This window comes from Ligilactobacillus faecis, assembly GCF_029889745.1.
Taxonomy (GTDB): domain Bacteria; phylum Bacillota; class Bacilli; order Lactobacillales; family Lactobacillaceae; genus Ligilactobacillus; species Ligilactobacillus faecis.
Genome location: NZ_CP123639.1, coordinates 515,490 through 535,850, shown reverse-complemented (window position 1 = coordinate 535,850; position 20,361 = coordinate 515,490). Strand labels below are relative to the sequence as shown.

The 20,361-nt window shown below is 41.3% G+C and carries 12 protein-coding genes; all 12 read left to right on the top strand.

The genetic code is table 11. The annotated features are described in order from the left end of the window. Positions 1–348: 348 nt before the first annotated feature. The 12 genes from QFX10_RS02755 to croR all read left to right on the top strand — a co-directional run bounded on the left by QFX10_RS02755 (position 349) and on the right by croR (position 20,355). The gene (locus QFX10_RS02755) at positions 349–1,986 is read left to right on the top strand and encodes a peptide ABC transporter substrate-binding protein (protein WP_280606699.1); all 1,638 of its coding nucleotides are present in this window, start codon (positions 349–351) and stop codon (positions 1,984–1,986) included. A gap of 95 nt (positions 1,987–2,081) precedes the next feature. Further along, entirely contained in the window at positions 2,082–3,011 is a 930-nt protein-coding gene (gene opp3b, locus QFX10_RS02750; protein ID WP_280606698.1) for an oligopeptide ABC transporter permease, read from the top strand. 5 nt (positions 3,012–3,016) lie between these two features. Continuing rightward, entirely contained in the window at positions 3,017–4,042 is a 1,026-nt protein-coding gene (locus QFX10_RS02745) for an ABC transporter permease (protein WP_280606697.1), read from the top strand. A gap of 8 nt (positions 4,043–4,050) precedes the next feature. After that, a complete protein-coding gene (locus QFX10_RS02740) occupies positions 4,051–5,148 on the top strand; it encodes an ABC transporter ATP-binding protein (protein ID WP_280606696.1) in 1,098 nt (365 codons plus the stop codon). Between the two features lie 12 nt (positions 5,149–5,160). Continuing rightward, positions 5,161–6,120 carry an ABC transporter ATP-binding protein gene (locus tag QFX10_RS02735; protein WP_280606695.1) on the top strand — a complete coding sequence of 320 codons (960 nt, stop codon included), beginning with the start codon at positions 5,161–5,163 and terminating at the stop codon, positions 6,118–6,120. 457 nt (positions 6,121–6,577) lie between these two features. Beyond that, positions 6,578–14,137 (top strand): MucBP domain-containing protein, encoded by a 7,560-nt coding sequence (locus QFX10_RS02730; protein WP_280606694.1) that lies wholly within the window; start codon positions 6,578–6,580, stop codon positions 14,135–14,137. A gap of 280 nt (positions 14,138–14,417) precedes the next feature. Continuing rightward, the gene (locus QFX10_RS02725; RefSeq protein ID WP_280606693.1) at positions 14,418–15,728 is read left to right on the top strand and encodes a PTS transporter subunit EIIC; all 1,311 of its coding nucleotides are present in this window, start codon (positions 14,418–14,420) and stop codon (positions 15,726–15,728) included. Further along, entirely contained in the window at positions 15,715–16,572 is an 858-nt protein-coding gene (locus QFX10_RS02720; protein WP_280606692.1) for an alpha/beta hydrolase, read from the top strand. The genes QFX10_RS02725 and QFX10_RS02720 overlap by 14 nt, the downstream gene beginning before the upstream one ends. 77 nt (positions 16,573–16,649) lie before the next feature. After that, entirely contained in the window at positions 16,650–17,450 is an 801-nt protein-coding gene (proB, locus tag QFX10_RS02715; protein WP_280606691.1) for a glutamate 5-kinase, read from the top strand. A 23-nt stretch (positions 17,451–17,473) separates the two neighbouring features. After that, positions 17,474–18,721, top strand: a complete 1,248-nt coding sequence (locus tag QFX10_RS02710; RefSeq protein ID WP_280606690.1) for a glutamate-5-semialdehyde dehydrogenase — start codon at positions 17,474–17,476, stop codon at positions 18,719–18,721. Positions 18,722–18,840: 119 nt separating this feature from the next. Beyond that, positions 18,841–19,560, top strand: coding sequence for a hypothetical protein (locus QFX10_RS02705; RefSeq protein WP_280606689.1), 720 nt, complete (start codon positions 18,841–18,843; stop codon positions 19,558–19,560). Between the two features lie 105 nt (positions 19,561–19,665). Continuing rightward, positions 19,666–20,355 (top strand): response regulator transcription factor CroR, encoded by a 690-nt coding sequence (gene croR, locus QFX10_RS02700; RefSeq protein ID WP_280606688.1) that lies wholly within the window; start codon positions 19,666–19,668, stop codon positions 20,353–20,355. Positions 20,356–20,361 lie beyond the last annotated feature (6 nt).

The following is a 20,361-nucleotide window of genomic DNA, read 5'->3' as shown; positions in this document are numbered from 1 at the left end:
AATTATACCACTACTTGTTCTCTTATCTGCTAATGAGCAAAATTTAAGTTTGGATCAGCAAAATATGAGATTGTTGCTCAAAAATCACTCATAACTCCTGCTGTTTGAAAGCCTTGTTTGCACTGAAATGTTAGAAAAATCAGGAAAATTTTTTAAGTAAAAATGAGTCGAAAAAAATTGATATTAGCGCTGGTTTACGCGGATTTTTCAAGGGGGTATGCGAAAATGTATAAATTTATTCATCTGAAATTAGAATAAATACTTGATTTTAATTGTGTTTTCATATAATATTTTAGTCAAAGTTATCTAGTAGGATGATGTAAGCAATTATTAAGGAGTTGTGAATATATGAAATTAGCTAAATTTGCTAAAACAGGTGCTGTTGTAGCCTTATCAGCGATTTTTTTAGCTGCTTGTGGTAAAAGCTCAAATGAGAGCACTGCTGATAAACAAGTGCTCAATTGGAGCGAAAGTGCTGAATTGCCAACGATGGATCTTTCCAAGGCAACAGATACGGTAAGTTTCTCACAGTTGAATAATTCGTTAGAAGGTCTTTATCGGATCGGTAAAAATGCTAAGATCGAACCAGGGATCGCGACTAAGACAACTGTTTCAAACGATGGGCTGACTTATACATTTGATCTTCGTAAAAACGCTAAATGGTCAAATGGTGATAAAGTTACTGCCAAAGATTTTGTCTATTCTTGGCAACGAACAGTTGATCCGAAAACAGGTTCTCAGTATGCATATTTATTTGAAGGTATTAAAAACGCAACTGCGGTCATGAACGGAGAAAAACAACCGAGTGAATTAGGGATCAAAGCAGATGGTGATTACAAGTTAGTCGTAACGCTTGAAAAGAATGTCCCTTACTTTAGATTGTTGATGGGCTTCCCAGCCTTCTTCCCACAAAATCAAAAAGCAGTTGAAGAATACGGTTCTAAATACGGAACGGCTTCAAAATACATGGTCTATAACGGACCGTTCGTCCTTGAAGGTTGGACAGGTTCTAACTTATCTTGGAAGTTGACAAAGAACAAAAACTACTGGGATAAAGACAAAGTTAAGTTGAACACGATCAACTACAGTGTCAATAAATCTTCTTCAACATCTTACAACTTGTATCAATCAGGTAAAGTTGATGCGACAGCCTTAGGTGCTGAACAAGCTAAACAGCTCAAAGGGCAAACAGGCTATTTGACCCGTAAAGAAGCGACGACTTTCTACTTACAATTCAACCAAACAAAAGCTGAGTTCCAAAACTTAAAGATCCGCCAAGCGATCTCCAAAGCTGTGGATCGTGACCAATACGTCAAACAAGTTTTAGCTGGGGCTTCAACACCAGCTAAAGGTTTTGTTTCAAGTGGTCTAGCTGAACGTAACGGTAAAGATTTTGCTGATGCAGCTTATGTTAAATCAGGTGTTGATTATAACAAAGCAGAAGCTAAAAAACTCTTTGATGAAGGGCTAAAAGAACTTGGACGCGATAAACTCGAATTCCAGATCTTAAGCGATGATACTGATGGTGGTAAGAAGACGACTGAATTCTTACAAAGTGCTTTAACAGAAACATTTGGCTCTGATAAAGTTAAGATCACAGTTTCAAACGTACCATTCAAGACGCGTTTAGCACGCTCAGATGCCGGTAATTTTGATGTCGTGATGACAGCTTGGGGCGCAGATTTCTCTGATCCGATCTCATTCTTAGATCTTATGACATCAGATAACGCACAAAATGATGGTAAATGGAAGAATGAAGAATACGATCGCTTGATCGAAGCTTCGAAGACAACAGACGTCAACGATCCAGCCAAACGTTGGGATGACATGGTCAAAGCTGAAAAGATCTTGATGGAAGATCAAGGGGTCGCTCCGATCTATCAACGGGCACAACCTTGGATGATCAAACCATCTGTGAAGAATATCATCTACAATTCAGCTGGTGCTAGCTATAACTTTAAAGAAACATACATCTCTGGCAACTAAAATAGATCATTGATCTAAATACTAACAACAACGCAGGACGACTAATCCTGCGTTGTTTAGCAAAAAAACATCTCTAAGATCGAGAGGATATATCTATGAAGAAATACCTGTTAAAAAGGGTTTTCTATATGGTGCTGACGCTGTTTTTAGTAGCGACCATCACATTCTTTTTGATGAAGCTCATGCCCGGAACGCCATATTCAAACCAAGAAAAAATGTCACCTGAACAGATCGCGATCATGAACCAACAATATGGTCTCGATAAACCGCTTTGGATGCAATACTTGCTCTATATCGGTGGGATGCTCCACGGTGATCTAGGAACATCATTCCAATTTAGTAATCAACCTGTTTCCTATTTGATCTCTAGCCGGATCGGAGCGTCAGCTCAATTAGGGATCCAAGCGATGATCTTTGGGGTCGCGATCGGGATCGTTTTTGGTTCGATCGCTGCGATCAACCGAAATACTTGGGTCGATACAACAGTTACAGTGCTATCGATCCTAGGGAAATCAGTACCTAACTTCGTTTTAGCGGTCTTGTTACAGTACTATATTGCTTTGAAATTAGGTTGGTTCCCGATCGCCGATTGGGGTGGCTTTGCCTACACCGTCTTACCGACGATTGCCTTAGGGGTAGGACCTTTAGCAGAAACGGCCCGGTTTGTCAGGACTGGGATGGTCGATGTTTTGAACTCGGATTATATCGAGTTAGCCCGCGCTAAAGGTTTGAGCAAATTCCAGATCGTCTATCATCATGCTTTACGCAACAGCTTGATCCCGTTAGTAACTTTGATCGGGCCATATACTGTTGCCTTGATGACCGGTTCGATGGTTATTGAAAATATCTTCTCGATCCCAGGTATCGGGGAGCAGTTCGTTAAGTCGATCTTGACTAACGATTACCCAACGATCATGGGGGTAACGATGCTCTACTCAGCTGGTTTAGTGGCGGTCATCTTATTGACAGATATCGTCTACGGCATCATCGACCCACGGATCAGACTTGCTGGAAATGAGGATTGATCATTATGGAAGAAAAAATGAAGATTACCGCAGAAGATTTTCAAGCACTTCAAGTTGAAAATGAACTTGATGCTGAAAAGATCGCCGCTCCTTCTTTGACCTTTACGCAAGATGCTTGGCGGCGTTTGAAAAAAAATAAAGGTGCGCTCGTTTCGCTCTTTATCGTCTTATTTATGATCGTCGTTTCTTTTGGGTCGACACCTTTTGTCAACCGTGATACGTTGGTCAAATCGCAACCCCAATACGCTAATTTACCAACTAAGATCCCAGGTGTTGATATCAATGGGTTGAACGGAAAGGCTAAAGTGGCTGGGACCTGGGTCGATAAGTATGAACAAGCAGGCGTACCTAAAGATAAGTATTTCCTATTAGGAACAGACTATTTAGGACGTTCTTTAGGACAACGGATCGTTTATGGGACAAAGATCTCGTTGATCGTAGCGCTTGTAGCGACATTCTTTGATCTAACGATCGGGGTCACGTACGGGATCGTTTCAGGTTGGAAAGGCGGACGGACTGATAATGTCATGCAGCGGATCATCGAAGTCATCTCGTCTGTGCCAAGTTTAGTGATCGTTGTTTTGATGTTAGTTGTTTTGAAACCGGGGATGGCTTCGATCATTTTAGCGATCGCGATCTCAAGTTGGACAACGATGGCGCGGATGATCCGGGCAGAGACGTTGCAGTTGAAGAGTCAAGAATATGTTTTAGCGGCGCGAACTTTAGGTGAATCGCCAGTCAAAGTTGCCTGGAAACACTTAGTGCCTAACTTATCAAGTATCATCATCATTCAAACGATGTACACGATCCCAAGTGCGATCTTCTTTGAAGCTTTCCTTAGTTTCATCGGGATCGGGATCTCAGCACCAGAAACTTCTCTCGGTGTGTTACTGAATGAAGGACAAAAGAATTTCCAATTTTTACCATATCAAATGTGGTACCCAGCCATTGTGTTGTGTGTATTGATGATCGCCTTTAACTTACTTGGTGACGGGCTCCGCGATGCATTTGATCCAAAAACTAGAAGGTAGGTTAGACTATGGCTGAAAGAATTTTAGATGTTAAAAACCTAAAGATCAATTTCCATACGTATGCAGGCGATGTTAAAGCGATCCGTGATGTGAGTTTCCATTTAAATAAAGGTGAAACGTTAGCGATCGTAGGTGAGTCTGGTTCAGGTAAGTCAGTTACGACTAAAAGTATCATGGGCTTATTAGCTAATAACGCTGAGATCGTTGGTGGTTCGATCATGTTCAACGGCCAAGATCTTTTGAAAAAGACAGAAAAAGAAATGCAAAAGATCCGTGGTAAAGATATCGCAATGATCTTCCAAGATCCAATGACTTCGCTTGATCCAACGATGAAGATCGGGCGCCAGATCGCCGAACCTTTGATGGTCCATAAAAATATGGATAAGAAAAAAGCGTTGGCACAAGCACTTGAGATCTTGAAGTTAGTTGGGATCAAAGATGCTGAAAAGCGGATCAATAATTATCCGCACCAATTTTCTGGGGGACAACGGCAACGGATCGTGATCGCGATCGCGTTAGTTTGTTATCCTGAGATCTTGATCGCCGATGAACCGACAACAGCGCTCGATGTGACGATCCAAGCCCAGATCTTGAACTTGATGAAAGAATTACAAGAAAAGATCGAAACTTCGATCATCTTCATCACGCACGACTTAGGTGTTGTTGCTGGCATGGCTGATCGTGTTGCCGTAATGTATGCAGGGCAGATCGTCGAATATGGCACTGTCGATGAGATCTTTTATAATCCAAAACATCCATATACTTGGGGGCTTTTGAACTCAATGCCAACACTTTCGAGTACAAAACTCGAAGCGATCCCAGGAACACCGCCAGATTTGCTAGAACCGCCGGTTGGTGATCCGTTTGCAGCTCGAAATCCATATGCGATGCAGATCGATGCAAAGAAGCAACCGCCATTTTTCAAAGTTTCTGAGACGCATTACGCGGCAACGTGGCTTTTGCATCCTGATGCGCCAAAGATCGAGCCACCAGCTGAGGTCATGCGCCGAGCTAAGATCTGGCGTGAGATCCAAGAACAAGAAGAAGTGGCTAAAAATCGACGTGAAGCAGATCTAAAAGCGGCAGCTAAAAACAAAGAAGGCTAGGGGGATACAGGAATGCCAGAAAAGAAAAAGAAATTGCTTGAAGTCAAGCACTTAAAACAATATTTTGGTGTGGGCAAACCTAGCATGGTCAAAGCTGTCGATGATGTTAGTTTCCATATCTATGAAGGTGAGACTTTTGGGCTCGTAGGTGAATCTGGTTCGGGTAAGACAACGACCGGACGCAGTATCATCCATTTATATGAGCCAACAGATGGTCAGATCCTCTTTAATGGTAAAGATGTCAGCAAGTTGAATTCACGTAAAGAACATCTTGAATTTTGTCGCGAGATGCAAATGATCTTTCAAGATCCATACGCTTCGCTCAATCCACGGATGACCGTTGAAGATATCGTAGCTGAAGGGATCGATATCCACGGGCTGGCGAAAGATAAACAAGATCGGCGCAAAAAAGTGGAAGATCTTTTAGAAACAGTTGGCTTGAATCGTGATCATGCCAGTCGTTATCCGCATGAATTTTCTGGGGGACAACGGCAACGGATCGGGATCGCCCGTGCTTTAGCGGTAGAACCACGGTTTATCATCGCTGACGAACCGATCTCAGCGTTAGACGTTTCGATCCAAGCTCAAGTCGTGAACTTGTTGAAAGAATTGCAAATTGAAAAAGGTTTGACGTACCTCTTTATCGCCCATGATCTTTCGATGGTGAAATATATCTCTGATCGTATCGGGGTCATGCATTACGGTCGTTTGCTCGAAGTTGGGCCTGCTGAGGAAGTTTATACTAAACCGTTACATGACTATACTGCTAGTTTGATCTCGGCTGTACCTGAACCAGATCCAGAATTTGAAAGAAATCGTAAGCAGTTAGAATACGATGCTTCGATCGAAGATGATCGCAAAGGACAAACGCGTAAGTTACATGAGATCACACCAGGGCATTATGTTCGTTGTGCAGAATCAGAGATAGCTTCCTATCAAAAGAAAGCCCAGAGTTATGAAGTGGCGAAATGAGAGGCTCAGTCGAGCTTTTTCAAATGAATAACTAAATAGTTGAATTGCAAAGCGACCTAGCTTCAGTATTTTCTGAAGTTAGGTCGCTTTTTATTGGACTGGAAAAAATGGAGTTGTAAAAAAAGTACATCATCTAGCGGTTGATATTAGAAATTCTATGAGGATTCATTAAAGTATCATAACAAAAAAGTTATAGTTATTACGTAAATTTTGCTAAAGAAAGAAGGGAAGCAAAAGGCGACACCTTTAAAAAAATACAAACGCTTCCAATGCAGTTTTTTGTTTGTTCGAGTTTTTGAAGAAAATATTGTATAAAACAATAAAACTAGAATGTATGCAGTACATATGAGAGTTTTAAACCCATTTTACATTTCTGATATGCTATAATTTCTTTAGAAGTGTAGAATTAATTTAATAAATTGATTAATTTTGATTAAAGAAAGGGAGGTCATATATTATGCTCTCGAAAAACAATAATAATTTGTGGAACGAGAAAATGGAACCGAAAAAACAGCGTTTTGCGATCAAAAAGTTCACCATTGGTGTGGCGTCTGTTTTGATCGGGACGACTTTTGCTTTTTATTCAGGTGGTAACGATAGTGTTTCCGCTGATGATTCTGTTAATACTGATGGGGATACAGTAAAAGAGACAGTTGCTGATACAACGGATTCTGAGAGGATCAGTGCTAAAGAAGTAACTCTATCAGCTAGTGCACAAGATACTGCGAATACGTCTTCTAATGTAACTGAGGATACGCAGACAGATAGTTCTAATACGGCAGAGGATACAGTAAGTTCAGAAACTACTGAATCAAACAACTCTTCTGTGGCGGTTGCTGATACTTCTGATTCTGAAAAAACCAGTGACAAAGAAGTGACGGTATCGACTAGTGGGCAAGATGCTGAGAATATATCTTCTGATCCAACTAGCGATGTAAAGACGGGTGATGCCAACAAGTCAGAGAATACAGCAAGTTCGGAAACCAAAGAGACCAAGGATGAAGTAGACACTTCTTTGTCAACTGAGGGAGCACCCCATTCAGAAAATGGGCAGGCGGTGTCTTTTAGAGCTGCAACAGCAGAAGCAACGCCTACTCAATCTGTTGGAGATGGCACAGGGATCTTAGATAATGAAGATACAGTAGCCGATCCAGAGATGAGCAATCCAAATGGAGCAAAAGTCGAAGACGTGCAAGCCCCAGATGGTTATGCTTCAACTAGTCAAGAGGGCTGGCACACCTTTGAGTGGCAGTCTCCAATGTCATATATTAGGGACGGTTATTATATCCGTTACTCCCTCAATTCGGACCCCACGACCCAAGATGTATTGGTAGAATTGGTTAACAAGAACAGTGGTGATGTTTCAGTAAGTACAGTCGTGGCCCCTGGAACAACGGTAGCCTTTGATGATGGTAAATTTCTTAAATATGATACATCTAGTGGCAATGAGGGAAGCTTTGGCAACATCAAATATGTCTCTCAAGGAGTTAGTTATTTTGCAAAGTTAGTGCCGGCTTATGGGACATATACTACTTATTACAAGACTGAGGACGGAAGAGAGATTGCCCGTTATGAGCAAACCATAATTGGTGGTCAAACAGTTACCCCATCAGGGCAACGAGAATTTAAGGGGTATACTTTTAAAGAGACTACAACTTCGGAAGCTAGGGGGCTCACTCCAGGTACAGTATATCTTTCTTCTTATGACGCTAACAATTTAACAAAGGTGGTAGCAATTGTACAGGATGCAGCCGGAACATTAAAGAAAGAATTGTGGCTTCAAGATCCTAGCTATACAGGCCCAGTTGTTTATAATTCACTTGATATGACTGGATTTACCAAAATTTTTGAAACAAGCGATTTAGAAGCTGGTGTGGATAGCGAGGACTATTGGAATAAAGATACAACGATTGTGGGACCACATACAATCGAAACCCTTCGGATATGGAGTCCGTTTCAAACTGAAGTTACTGAGGCACAGCAGGCTTATACTTTTAAGACTTGGACTAGTGATAATAAGACGTATAAGTTGGTTGGTTGGTTTAGTGGTACAGATAAACATAAAGGAACTGCTGGCCGGTGGTACATCGCTAAAATTCAATATCTGGCAGAAGGCGAAAAACGCACAAGTAACACGGGCGTGACTTTCGAGGGACCAGGTTGGTGGTATCCAGAAGGTGATTCGTTTGGTGGTCAATGGAACCTCAGAGGTCTAATCAATAAGGCAGTCAATGAAAAAACCTATTTGTATACTGCTGATGATCAAAAAGCAACGATCAACTATATTGATGAAACGACAGATCAACAACTTGCCACTGACAGTGTTTCAGGTAAGAGCGATGCTAGGATCGAATACTCAACAGCAGATAAGATCAAAGAATTTACTGATAAAGGCTATGTTCTTGTAAGCGATGGTTTCCCAGCTGATGCAACTTTTGATAACGATAAAAACAAAGAACAAGTTTTTGAAGTTCGCTTTGTCCAAGGTGTCCAACCAGTTACACCAACTACTCCACCGGAAGATGTTCCTAACAATACACCTGATAATGCTCGTCCAGATGCTTTAACTAAAGATGTTACTTTAAATGTTAATTATGTTAATAGCGATGGTTCTACATTCACTGGGACGATCCCAACTAATGCACAACAAAAACTTACTTTTAACGGACTTGCATACATCAGCAAGGTAACTGGACAATTAGTCAACGCTAAGCAAGATGATAATGGCAATTGGATAGTTGATACTGCTAACACAGCAGCACCAAAAATCACTTGGACACCAGTCAATAGTTCATTTACCGCAGTAACTTCACCTGCTGAACGTGGCTATCATGTTGACAGTGTTTCAGAGCATGGAGATGGTGATAATGTTGCAGCAATTAATGGTATTACTAAAGATAGTAATAATATCAACATTACTGTAACTTATGTTAAAAATGGTACACGACTTGATAACGATCAAAATGTAAAAGCTTCACAAACAGTCAAGTATGTTGATGAAAGTGGAAACGAACTTAGCCCAACTAAAGTTTCAAACTTTGATTTCAACTACTCAGGTGATACTTATGATGCTGTAACTAATGAACTGATCAGTCGCGGATCTTGGGACGCTACTAGTCATGACTTTACGGCAGAAGATGTTCCAGTTATCAACGGTTATGTAGCAGTTCGTGGTTATAGCCGTGATGACAATGATAAGGTGATCACTGGTGGATTCACTACGACTCCAGGAGCTAGTGATGCTCAACGCAATCGAACATATACAGTTGTTTATAAGAAGGTCGGAAATATTGTGCCACAAGATCCAAGTGGTAATCCAATTCCAGATCCAACGAATCCAACTGAAAATGTTCCAAACCTACCTTACACAAATGATCCAACAGATCCAACTAAGGTAATACCGGATGAACCAGTACCAACGATCGATGGTTACACACCAAGTCAAAATACGGTGACGCCACCAGATCCAACAAAAGATACGCCTGTCATTTATGTAAAAGCAGAGCAACAAGTTGCTCAAATCGTTTATCGTGATGTTAACGATCCGGCAAAGATCGTTACTATTGGTAACCCAGACGAGGTCAAGGGTAGTGCAAGTTCGGTAATTGTTTACGACCCTCAAACAAGAATTTCTGAGTTAGAAAATAAGGGATATGTACTCAAGAATAACGGTTTCCCAGAAGGCGCTGTATTTGATAATGATAATGGTAAGACTCAAATTTTCTACATCGACTTTGTACACGGAACAGTCCCAGTAAATCCAGACCAACCAGGTCCAGAAACACCAGGACAACCGATCAATCCAAACGATCCAGATGGGCCGAAGTACCCAGATGGTACTACACCAAACGCTCTTACAAAGAACGTAACTCGTACCATTAAGTATGTTGATAATAAAGGCGAAGAAGTCAGCGCTTCAGTTGAACAAGCTGTCAAATTCACAGCCAGTGGTGTACTTGATAAGGTAACTGGAGCATGGATCACACCATTGACTTGGACATCAGCGCAAAGTATCAATGAGGTCAAGTCACCAGTAGTACCAGGATATCACTTGGTAAGCATCGATAAGGATCAAGAAGGTAATAACGTTAAAGGTGTAACACTTGCACATACTGATGATAGTTACACTGTAACAGTAACGTATGCACCAAATGGTAAGTTGATTCCAGTTGGACCAGATAATCAACCAATTCCAGATGCACCAACACCACAATACCCAACAGATCCAACGGATCCAAGCAAGGTAACACCAACACCGGTACCAGATATTCCAGGTTACAATCCTGTAGATCCAAACCCAGTCACACCAACAGACCCAGGTAAGGATACACCAGTACCATATGTGCCAGTAGAGCAACAAGTTGCTCAAATCGTTTATCGCGATGTCAACGATCCAGCTAAGATCGTTACTATTGGCGAAGCAGATAAGGTCGAGGGTGAAGCAGGTTCGGTAATTGTTTACAACCCTCAAACAAGAATTTCTGAGTTAGAAAATAAGGGATATGTACTCAAGAATAACGGTTTCCCAGAAGGCGCTGTATTTGATAACGATAATGGTAAGACTCAAATTTTCTACATCGACTTTGTACACGGAACAGTCCCAGTAAATCCAGACCAACCAGGTCCAGAAACACCAGGGCAACCGATCAATCCAAACGATCCAGATGGACCTAAGTACCCAGATGGTACTGCACCAAACGCTCTTACAAAGAACGTAACTCGTACCATTAAGTATGTTGATAATAAAGGCGAAGAAGTCAGCGCTTCAGTTGAACAAGCTGTCAAATTCACAGCCAGTGGTGTACTTGATAAGGTAACTGGAGCATGGATCACACCATTAACATGGTCACAATCACAAACGATCAACGGTGTTAAATCACCAGTCGTACCAGGATACCACTTGGTAAGTGTTGATAAAGATCAAGATGGAAACAACGTAGCCGGCGTAACGCTTACTCATGAAAATAATAGTTACACAGTAACAGTAACATACGCACCAAACGGTAAGTTGATCCCAGTAGATCCAGATGGAAACCCAATTCCAAACGTGCCAACACCACAATACCCAACAGATCCAACGGATCCAAGTAAGGTAACACCAACACCGGTGCCAAACGTACCAGGATATGAACCAGATAATCCAAACCCAGTGACACCAACAGATCCAGGTAAGGATACACCTGTACCATACCATCCAGTTGTAGAAGACAAGTACAGCTTGACAGAACGCTTCGTAGACGAAGAAGGTAACGAATTATCTGCATCTGTAACTAAAGGTACAGATTACAAGGAAGGTACAGATTACGACGTCACAGGCGATGCTAAAGTTATCAACGGTTACTACTTGATCAAGACTTCAGACAACGCTAAAGGAACATTTGGTAAAGACAACGTCACAGTAACCTTTACGTACGCTAAGTTAGGTAAGATCGTTCCAGTTGATCCAAATGGAAACCCAATTCCAGATGCACCAACACCACAATATCCAAACGATCCAACTGACCCAAGCAAGACAGTACCAGATCAACCAGTACCAGAGATCCCAGGCTATCGTCCAGAAGTACCGACCGTGACACCAGATAAACCAGGTGAAGACACACCAGTGATCTATGTGCCAGTTGTAGAAGATAAGTACAGCTTGGTTGAACGCTTTGTTGACGAAGAAGGAAACAAAGTATCCGCAACAGTTGTCAAAGGTACAGATTACAAGGAAGGTACGGAATACGACGTCACAGGTGATGCTAAAGTTATCAATGGATACTACTTGATCAAGACTTCAGACAACGCTAAAGGAACATTTGGTAAAGACAACGTCACAGTAACCTTTACGTACGCTAAGTTAGGTAAGATCGTTCCAGTTGATCCAAATGGAAACCCAATTCCAGATGCACCAACACCACAATATCCAAACGATCCAACTGACCCAAGCAAGACAGTACCAGATCAACCAGTACCAGAGATCCCAGGCTATCGTCCAGAAGTACCGACCGTGACACCAGATAAACCAGGTGAAGACACACCAGTGATCTATGTGCCAGTTGTAGAAGATAAGTACAGCTTGGTTGAACGCTTTGTTGACGAAGAAGGAAACAAAGTATCCGCAACAGTTGTCAAAGGTACAGATTACAAGGAAGGTACGGAATACGACGTCACAGGTGATGCTAAAGTTATCAATGGATACTACTTGATCAAGACTTCAGACAACGCTAAAGGAACATTTGGTAAAGACAACGTCACAGTAACCTTTACGTACGCTAAGTTAGGTAAGATCGTTCCAGTTGATCCAGATGGAAACCCAATTCCAGATGCACCAACACCACAATATCCAAATGATCCAACTGATCCAAGCAAGACAGTCCCAGATCAACCAGTACCAGAGATCCCAGGCTATCGTCCAGAAGTACCGACCGTGACACCAGATAAACCAGGTGAAGACACACCAGTGATCTATGTGCCAGTTGTAGAAGACAAGTACAGCTTGGTTGAACGCTTTGTTGACGAAGAAGGAAACAAAGTATCCGCAACAGTTGTCAAAGGTACAGATTACAAGGAAGGTACAGAGTACGACGTCACAGGCGATGCTAAAGTTATCAATGGATACTACTTGATCAAGACTTCAGACAACGCTAAAGGTACATTTGGTAAAGACAACGTCACAGTAACCTTTACGTACGCTAAGTTAGGTAAGATCGTTCCAGTTGATCCAGATGGAAACCCAATTCCAGATGCACCAACACCACAATATCCAAATGATCCAACTGATCCAAGCAAGACAGTCCCAGATCAACCAGTACCAGAGATCCCAGGCTATCGTCCAGAAGTGCCAACTGTGACACCAGATAAACCAGGTGAAAACACACCAGTGATCTATGTGCCAGTTGTGGAAGACAAGTACAGCTTGGTTGAACGCTTTGTTGATGAAGAAGGTAACGAAGTATCTGCTTCTGTAACTAAAGGTACAGAGTACAAAGAAGGTACAGAATACGACGTCACAGGCGATGCCAAAGTTATCAATGGATACTACTTGATCAAGACTTCAGATAACGCTAAAGGTAAATTTGGTAAAGACAACGTCACAGTAACCTTTACGTACGCTAAGTTAGGTAAGATCGTTCCAGTTGATCCAAATGGAAACCCAATTCCAAATGTACCAACACCGCAATATCCAAACGATCCAACTGACCCAAGTAAGACAGTACCAAACCAACCAGTACCAGAGATCCCAGGTTATCGTCCAGAAGTACCAAGTGTGACACCAGATAAACCAGGTGAAGATACACCAGTGATCTATGTGCCAGTTGTAGAAGACAAGTATAGCTTGACAGAACGCTTCGTAGATGAAGAAGGTAACGAACTATCTGCTTCTGTAACTAAAGGTACAGACTACAAGGAAGGTACAGAGTACGACGTCACAGGCGATGCCAAAGTTATCAATGGTTACTACTTGATCAAGACTTCAGATAACGCTAAAGGTAAATTTGGTAAAGACAACGTCACAGTAACCTTTACGTACGCTAAGTTAGGTAAGATCGTTCCAGTTGATCCAAATGGAAACCCAATTCCAAATGTACCAACACCGCAATATCCAAACGATCCAACTGACCCAAGTAAGACAGTACCAAACCAACCAGTACCAGAGATCCCGGGTTATCGTCCAGTGGTGCCAACAGTTACGCCAGATAAACCGGGTGAAGATACACCGGTGATCTATGTACCAGTAACACCAGAAAAACCAGGGACTCCAGAAAATCCAGGAGCACCTGAAAAACCAGAAAACCAGGAAACACCTGGAACTCCAGAAGCGCCAAAAGCAACGCCAGTCAATAATGTTCAGACACCAGTTAAAGAGCCTGCAAAATCACCAGTGGCTTCTGAAGGTGAAACTAAGGCAAACGAGTTACCACAAACAGGTGATGAACAAAATAATACGTTAGCTGCAGTAGGTGCTTCTATCATAGCTGGTCTCTTAGGGATCATCGGTTTCGCTAAGAAAAAGGATGACGAAAAAGAGAACTGATCGGTTTGATTAGAAAAGTGATCTCTATCAGATATGTTTAGATCACTTTCTATAAAATAAATAATTCCCCTAGAGTAATCACAGGTCGTTTAGATTACCCTAGGGGTTTTTTGTTTTGTAATAGCTAGATATCACTTAATAAGTTGTTAATGATCAAAGGGGTGATGCTCTGGTAGTTACTAAGATCATGTTATTTCAACTCAGTCTATGTTTTTAGAATGAATAAAACTGTATACTAGTGTTAACGATTTAAAATCTATGCTTAAAGAAGGGATCAAAATTGGAAGAAAAAATCGTGGCTTTTGGACTAAAAGTACGGAAAATGATATTTTTTAGAGTGATCCAACGCACATTTACAGTCTTATTCCCGTTTATCTTATTGGGAAGTTTTGCTCAAGTTTTTGAATTTTCACTCCTATATCCAGATGGTTTTTTAGGTAATCTGCTCGATCTTTCAGAGTGGTTGCCTCACTATAAAGCAGCAAATCAAGCGTTAGGTTCGATCTATATGTTGACTGCAGGGTTGATCTCAGTTTTGGCCGCGCTCTTGGCAGCCAGACATACTGCTAAATTGGCCGGTCGAGACGGACAGATGGCTGGTTTAACAGGAATGTTAGTTTTTTTGGCTTTATGTTATCAGCCAAATGTAGGTATGAATAAAACGGCGGGAAACTTCACCTTTCGGCTCGACCTTTTAGGCTTTAATGGGTTGCTCCTGGGCCTTATTTTAGGCTATGTCGTAGGACTTTTGTTTAATTATTTAACGCCACCGATCAAAAAAATTGAAGATAATCGTTTTTTATCAGAACGTTCTTTTCAAGCGCTCCTACCCTTGACGTTGGCTTTGGTCTTAGCTGTAGGAGCTAACTTATTATTTGGTTTATTGTATAAATATCAAGTTTTTACAGTGATCGATAACTGGCTCCAAAGTAATGCGCTAAAAAGTCAAAGTGTTTTAAGTGTGACTTTTTTTGCCTGGCTCAGTTTGCTCTTTTCATGGATCGGCCTCAGTGGACCGTATGCTAATAATACATTTGACAGTGATCAAAGTGCCTTGAAAAATTTGAGTTATGCTTTGACTCACAGTGACTTGAGCCAGATCCCAGATAAATATAATGCGAATACACTTTACTTTAGTTTTGGAATGGTCGCAGGAACTGGAGCAACACTTGCCTTAGCCTTAGCTTTGATGATAGTTGCCAAACGGAAAAATGAGCGTAAGTTAGCCTATTGGTCAGCAGGACCAGTTTTATTCAACAGCTCTTCAGCTTTGATGATCGGCTTACCAGTTTTGTTTAATCCTTTTTATGTCATCCCATTTACCTTGATCCCACTTTTTAATATTTTAATGGGTGCTTTGGCGTTAAAATTAGGGTTATTGCCTGCCGTTTATCCAGTTTTACTTTCAACGCCGGGGCCTCTCTATGCCTTTATCGGGACAAATGGTTCTTGGTCAGTCCTAGGCTTTACTTTAGCTTTATTAGTTAGCGATATTCTATTATATATTCCCTTTGTCAAATTTGCAGAACGTGTGACAGATGAATTAGAGCGTGAGCGCAGAAAGGAAGAGCATTTAGATGAAGTTAAATAAAAAAGGCTTGCTCGCATCACTTTGCGTGATCTTTTTTTGCCTCTTCTTAGCGATCCCGGCTTATTTTTGGAGTCAAACAAATGTAAAAGATCTTGCGCGTTGGCATAATTCACGACTTTCGCCAGTCATCATGATCCCTGGAAGCTCTGCTACGCAAAATCGCTTTGATGGTTTAGTTGAAAAGATCAATGAGCGTAGTGCCAAAAAACATAGCTTACTGAAAGTCAAAGTTTATAATGACGGAACGATCAAATACTCTGGAAAGATCCGTCCAAAAGATGAAGAACCATTTATTGTTGTTGGTTTTGAAAACAACAAAGACGGTTACAATAATATTTTGAAGCAAGCAAAACTTTTCAACAAGGCTTTTGCTGAACTAAGTGAAAAATATGAATTCAATAATTTTAAAGCATTTGGACACTCAAATGGGGGCTTGATCTATACTGCGTTTTTTGAAAATTACATGTCTGATTACGATATAACGCCGAAAGTTTTGATGACAGTCGGCACACCTTATAATTTTTCAGAAACATCACTTCAGAGAAAAACACAAATGCTAGCGGATTTTATCCAAAAACGTGATCAACTTCCAAGAGATCTGACAGTCTATACGGTAGCGGGAACTGAAACTTATGATTCAGATGGACTCGTTCCAGAACGCAGTGTTGAAGCTGGAAAATATATCTATCAAGGAGCTGTGAAGCATTTTACCCAGATCACAGTAACTGGGCAAGATGCACAACATTCTGATCTTCCGCAAAATGATCAGATCATTGATCTATTAGAACGTTATGTTTTACAGCAAAACCAAGGGCAAAAACCTAAAAGTAAAAAGAATAGTTGATCGTATAGTATAATAAAAGAAGCAGTCAAGAAAAAAGAAAGGAACGCTATATCAAAGGATGTAGCGATAGAGGATGTATGGTAAGTAAGCGTCAGTTCAAGGCAGAACGGATCGTCGTCAAAGTGGGGACAAGCACTTTAGTCCATGAGAATGGGAAGCTCAACTTAAAGGCACTCGATCAACTCTGCTATATATTAACAGGTCTAGTCAATGAAGGTCGAGAAGTCGTCTTAGTTTCTTCAGGGGCGATCGGTGTTGGGATGGGGCGTGTCGGCCTCCATGAACGACCCCAAGCGATCTCAGCACAACAAGCATTGGCGGCGATCGGGCAAAGTGGCTTGATGGCACTTTATCAACAGCGTTTTACTCTTTACGGGCAACGGATCGCACAAGTTCTTTTAACGCATGACGTCTTAGCTTACCCAACAAGTCGTCAAAATACATTGAATTCACTAGAGCGTCTTTTACAATGGGGCGTGATCCCGATCGTTAATGAAAATGACGTTGTTGCAGTCGATGAATTAGATCATAAAACTAAATTTGGTGATAATGATCAACTTTCAGCAAGCGTGGCTTCGCTTGTTGATGCAGAGCTCTTGATCATGCTTTCAGATATCGATGGTTTTTACGATAAAAATCCCCGCAAATTTGCAGATGCTAAACTTTATCAGCGAATCAGGGCGATCGATGAGAAGATCTTAGAAGCTGGTGGTGGCCAAGGCACAAAATTTGGAACAGGTGGGATGGCAACGAAGCTAAAAGCTGCCCAAAGAATGTTAGCTGAAGATCGCATGATGTTATTAGCTAATGGTAAAGAACCGATGATCATCGATGAGCTATTAGCGGGTGAACCATTAGGCACACTTTTTGCCAAATAAAGCAAAAGAAAGGAAAAAGATAAATGACACTTGATCTAGAAATGATGGGAACAAAGGCCAGACAAGCAGCCTATGATCTAGCTTTACTACCAACAACAAAGAAAAATGAGCTTTTAGCTAAGATGGCGCAAGCTTTATTAGAAAATAGCGCGGTGATCTGCGCAGCAAATGAAAAAGATCTAGCTCAAGCTAAAGACCTCAAAGCAAGCTTTGTCGATCGTTTGCGTTTAGATGAAGACCGGATCAAAGAGATCGCAAATGGTTTGCTACAAGTCAAAGCTTTGCCTGATCCGATCGGAAAGATCGATACAGGTTGGGTCAATGAAGCCGGTTTGCAGATCGTCAAAAGAAGGGTCCCACTTGGAGTGGTCGGGATGATCTATGAAGCTCGGCCTAATGTGACTGTCGATGCTAGCGGTCTGTGTTTTAAAGCGGGAAATGCAGTCATTTTACGTGGGGGCAAAGAAGCTTTAGCGACAAATAAAAAGCTTGTTGAGATCTTACGTGCCGTTTTAGAGGCAAATGGACTCGATCCTAATATCTTCCAATTGATCACAGAAACTTCGCATCATGTTGCAGAAAAATTCATGCAATTGAATGGTTATATCGATGTTTTGATCCCTCGAGGTTCAGCCCGTTTGATCCAGACTGTCGTTCAAAAAGCAACAGTGCCTGTGATCGAAACAGGAGCTGGAAATTGTCATGTTTACGTTGATCAAAGTGCAGGTCTCCAGATGGCGTTAAAGATTATCGAAAATGCTAAATGTCAGCGTCCTTCAGTTTGCAATGCAGCTGAGACGTTGTTAGTCCACCAAGCTGTAGCCGAAGAATTTTTACCTAAAGTTGCTGATACCCTTGGTAAATACCATGTTGAATTGCGCGGCGATGCTAAAACGTGTGAGATCTTAGGTGATGCGAGCGTTTTAGCAGATGAACGTGACTGGGATACAGAATACAATGACTATATTTTGGCAGTACGTGTTGTCGATTCTTTGACAGATGCGATCACACATATCAACACACATAACACAAAACACTCAGAAACGATCGTGACAAATGATCAAACAAATGCGCAACGCTTTTTAAACGAAGTCGATGCAGCGTGTGTTTATCTCAATGCTTCGACGCGCTTTACCGATGGCTTTGCTTTTGGATTAGGAGCCGAGATCGGGATCTCGACCCAAAAATTACATGCGCGTGGACCAATGGGACTAGAGGCTTTAACGACGACAAAGTATGTGATCACTGGTAACGGTCAGATCAGACAATAAGAAGAAAAGCTAGGCTAAGGTCTAGCTTTTTTGGGGTATTTAGCAAAAATCTTGACGTTACTATTTTTTAAGATAGAATTAAATTGTTTGATCTAGTGTTATTTATAGAAGGTTTTGAAGTGGAATATGGCAAGTATTTAGCAACGTTATCTGAATTTGAACATCAAGTGGCAAGTCTTAGCCCAGCTAGGGCACAGATCCAAGCAGTCAAAGCGACTTTAAGTGCTTTGGCAAAGCAAGAGTTACCTAAAGCGCCGTTACCTAAATTAGGTTTTTCCACGGCTTATTTAGAGCGACATTTGTTAGATCACCCTGAATTATTTGAACTTGAACGCGTTTTAAATTTAGTGCGACAAGTTGCGATCGAAAATTTTGGGGTCTGGCATCTCTTCTCAAGTGCTTGGTGTGAGGCATTGAAACAAGAGCTTTATCCAGGAAAAACGATAGAGTTGATGGCGGGTAATGCATTATTAGCCAAGAATTTGCCAGCGACTTTTGCAGTTGATGAGCTCGATTGGAAAGGGCAAGATAATGAGCGTCCAGATCCGTGGACAAAAGTTTATCGGCTAGATGCTTTAGAAGCAGTGCAAAGATATTACACTGAAGTCAATAATTTGATCTTAGCATGGGCCCCAGAAACAACGACTAAAGATCAGCAGATCTTAGCCTTTTTACGGCAAAAAAAGTGGTCTGGACGTTTTATCGTGATCGGCGAAAAAAACGGAGCGACTAATTCAAAGCGCTTTTGGCAAGAAGCCAAACTAAATTATGTGCCTAGCTTGAATACTTTGCACCAACCGTTTGATGCAATTAAAGATAAAGTTTTTTTAGTTAAATAATAAGCAACGTAAACCTTAATTTTAGAGAATTTTTTAAACCTATCTAAATAAGGATTTGGTAAAATGAAGTTACGAGTAAGCTTGAATTTCAAGGGGGAAATACCGATGAAAATATTGATCGTTGATGATGATAAAGATATCGTTGAATTGTTGAGCATTTATGTAAAAAATGAAGGCTATGAAGTCGAAAAAGCATACAACGGTAAGGAAGCGATCACAAAGATCCATACTAATCCAGATATCGATCTGATGATCTTAGACGTGATGATGCCACAATTAGATGGAATGGCAGTTGTGCGTGAAGTGAGAAAAGATAGTCAGATCCCGATCTTGATGCTTTCAGCTAAGACAGATGATCTTGATAAGATCCAAGGCTTAGTCCAAGGGGCTGATGATTATGTCACAAAACCATTCAACCCACTTGAAGTAATGGCACGGGTCAAATCACTTTTACGTCGTTCACAACATGAAGTCAAAAATAGCGAGCCTGATCAGATCGAAGCTGGTTCATTGATAATCAAAAAAGATTCACATGAAGTCCAAACAGTCGATGGCAAAGAGATCTCTTTGACAGCCTTGGAATTTGGGATCTTGTATCTTCTAGCAAGTCATCCAAATCGCGTCTTTTCTGCCGATGAGATCTTTGAACGCGTTTGGCAACAAGAATCAGTTGTTTCAGCCAAAACTGTTATGGTCCATGTCAGTCATTTACGCGATAAGATCGAAGAGGCGACTGGAGGCGAAAAAGTCATCCAAACAGTTTGGGGCGTAGGTTACAAGATCGAAGCACGTTAATAGGAT

Excerpts from the sequence above, each read along its gene's own strand:
- QFX10_RS02755 (WP_280606699.1), top strand. The coding sequence starts at position 349 with ATGAAATTAGCTAAATTTGCTAAAACAGGTGCTGTTGTAGCCTTATCA.
- opp3b (WP_280606698.1), top strand. The coding sequence starts at position 2,082 with ATGAAGAAATACCTGTTAAAAAGGGTTTTCTATATGGTGCTGACGCTG.
- QFX10_RS02745 (WP_280606697.1), top strand. The coding sequence starts at position 3,017 with ATGGAAGAAAAAATGAAGATTACCGCAGAAGATTTTCAAGCACTTCAA.
- QFX10_RS02740 (WP_280606696.1), top strand. The coding sequence starts at position 4,051 with ATGGCTGAAAGAATTTTAGATGTTAAAAACCTAAAGATCAATTTCCAT.
- QFX10_RS02735 (WP_280606695.1), top strand. The coding sequence starts at position 5,161 with ATGCCAGAAAAGAAAAAGAAATTGCTTGAAGTCAAGCACTTAAAACAA.
- QFX10_RS02730 (WP_280606694.1), top strand. The coding sequence starts at position 6,578 with ATGCTCTCGAAAAACAATAATAATTTGTGGAACGAGAAAATGGAACCG.
- QFX10_RS02720 (WP_280606692.1), top strand. The coding sequence starts at position 15,715 with ATGAAGTTAAATAAAAAAGGCTTGCTCGCATCACTTTGCGTGATCTTT.
- proB (WP_280606691.1), top strand. The coding sequence starts at position 16,650 with ATGGTAAGTAAGCGTCAGTTCAAGGCAGAACGGATCGTCGTCAAAGTG.
- QFX10_RS02710 (WP_280606690.1), top strand. The coding sequence starts at position 17,474 with ATGACACTTGATCTAGAAATGATGGGAACAAAGGCCAGACAAGCAGCC.
- croR (WP_280606688.1), top strand. The coding sequence starts at position 19,666 with ATGAAAATATTGATCGTTGATGATGATAAAGATATCGTTGAATTGTTG.